We start from the raw sequence: 990 nt of genomic DNA on the forward strand, positions 1-990 counted from the left end.
CCTCCACGCTGCTGCTGATATCCAGCGTCCCCCCGATCATCGCGCCCGTGATCGCCGGACAGGTCCTGCACTTCACCAACTGGCGGGGCATCTTCGTCGTCCTCACGGGGATCGGTGTCGCGCTCACCGTGCTGGTGTGGCGCCGACTGCCGGAGACCCTGCCGCCCGAGCGGCGCCAGCGCGGTGGGGTGCGCGGGGCGATGTGGATCATGCGGGGGCTGTTCATCGACCGGGTCTTCACCGGGTATCTGATGACGAACGGCTTCGCGTACGGGGCGCTGTTCTCCTACATCGCCGCCTCGCCGTTCGTGATCCAGGACATCTACGGGGCGTCGCCGCAGACCTTCTCCCTGCTGTTCGGCCTCAACTCGCTGGGGCTGCTGATCACCGGCCAGCTCAACGGCAAGGTGCTGGTGGGCCGGGTCCGGCTGGACAAGGTCCTCGGGTACGGGCTCGCGCTGCTGCTGGTGACGCAGGGCGTCTTCGGTGAGCCGGGCACGGTCCAGATCGCGGCCTGTCTGTTCGTCATGATCTCCTCGCTGGGCCTGATCCTGCCGAACACCAACGCGCTCGCCCTGATGCGCACCCCGCATGCCGCGGGTTCGGCTTCCGCGCTGGTCGGTACGTCGTGCTTCGTGATGGGCGCGATCGCCTCCTCGCTCGTCGGGATCGCGGGCAAGGAGACGGCGGTGCCGATGGCCGCGGTCCAGCTGGGCAGCGCGCTGGCCGCGATGGTCTGCTTCCTGGGTGTGTGCCGTCCCTGGCAGAACCGGCCGATGGAGATGCCGAAGCACTGAACCCACCGCAGGCGTCCGGGACATACGAACCAGGCGGCGTACTCCGACACGGTGTCGGTGTACGCCGCCTTGTGGTGGGACGGGGTGCGAAAGGCCGAACGGTTCAGAGGCTGCGGGCGGTGATGTCGCCGTAAGCGGTGGTGGCGCGGATGGTCAGGGGGGCGGCACCGGCGTTGACGAGGGTGTTGTCGAC

1 protein-coding gene is annotated in these 990 nt (G+C 68.7%); it reads left to right on the forward strand.

Features of this window, described 5'->3' with window-relative positions:
- Window positions 1-797: MFS transporter (locus tag TN53_RS40910; protein ID WP_046263957.1), on the forward strand; the 797-nt coding region annotated here is incomplete at its 5' end.
- Window positions 798-990 lie beyond the last annotated feature (193 nt).

Source organism: Streptomyces sp. WM6386 (assembly GCF_000972385.1).
In the GTDB taxonomy this organism is placed as follows: domain Bacteria; phylum Actinomycetota; class Actinomycetes; order Streptomycetales; family Streptomycetaceae; genus Streptomyces.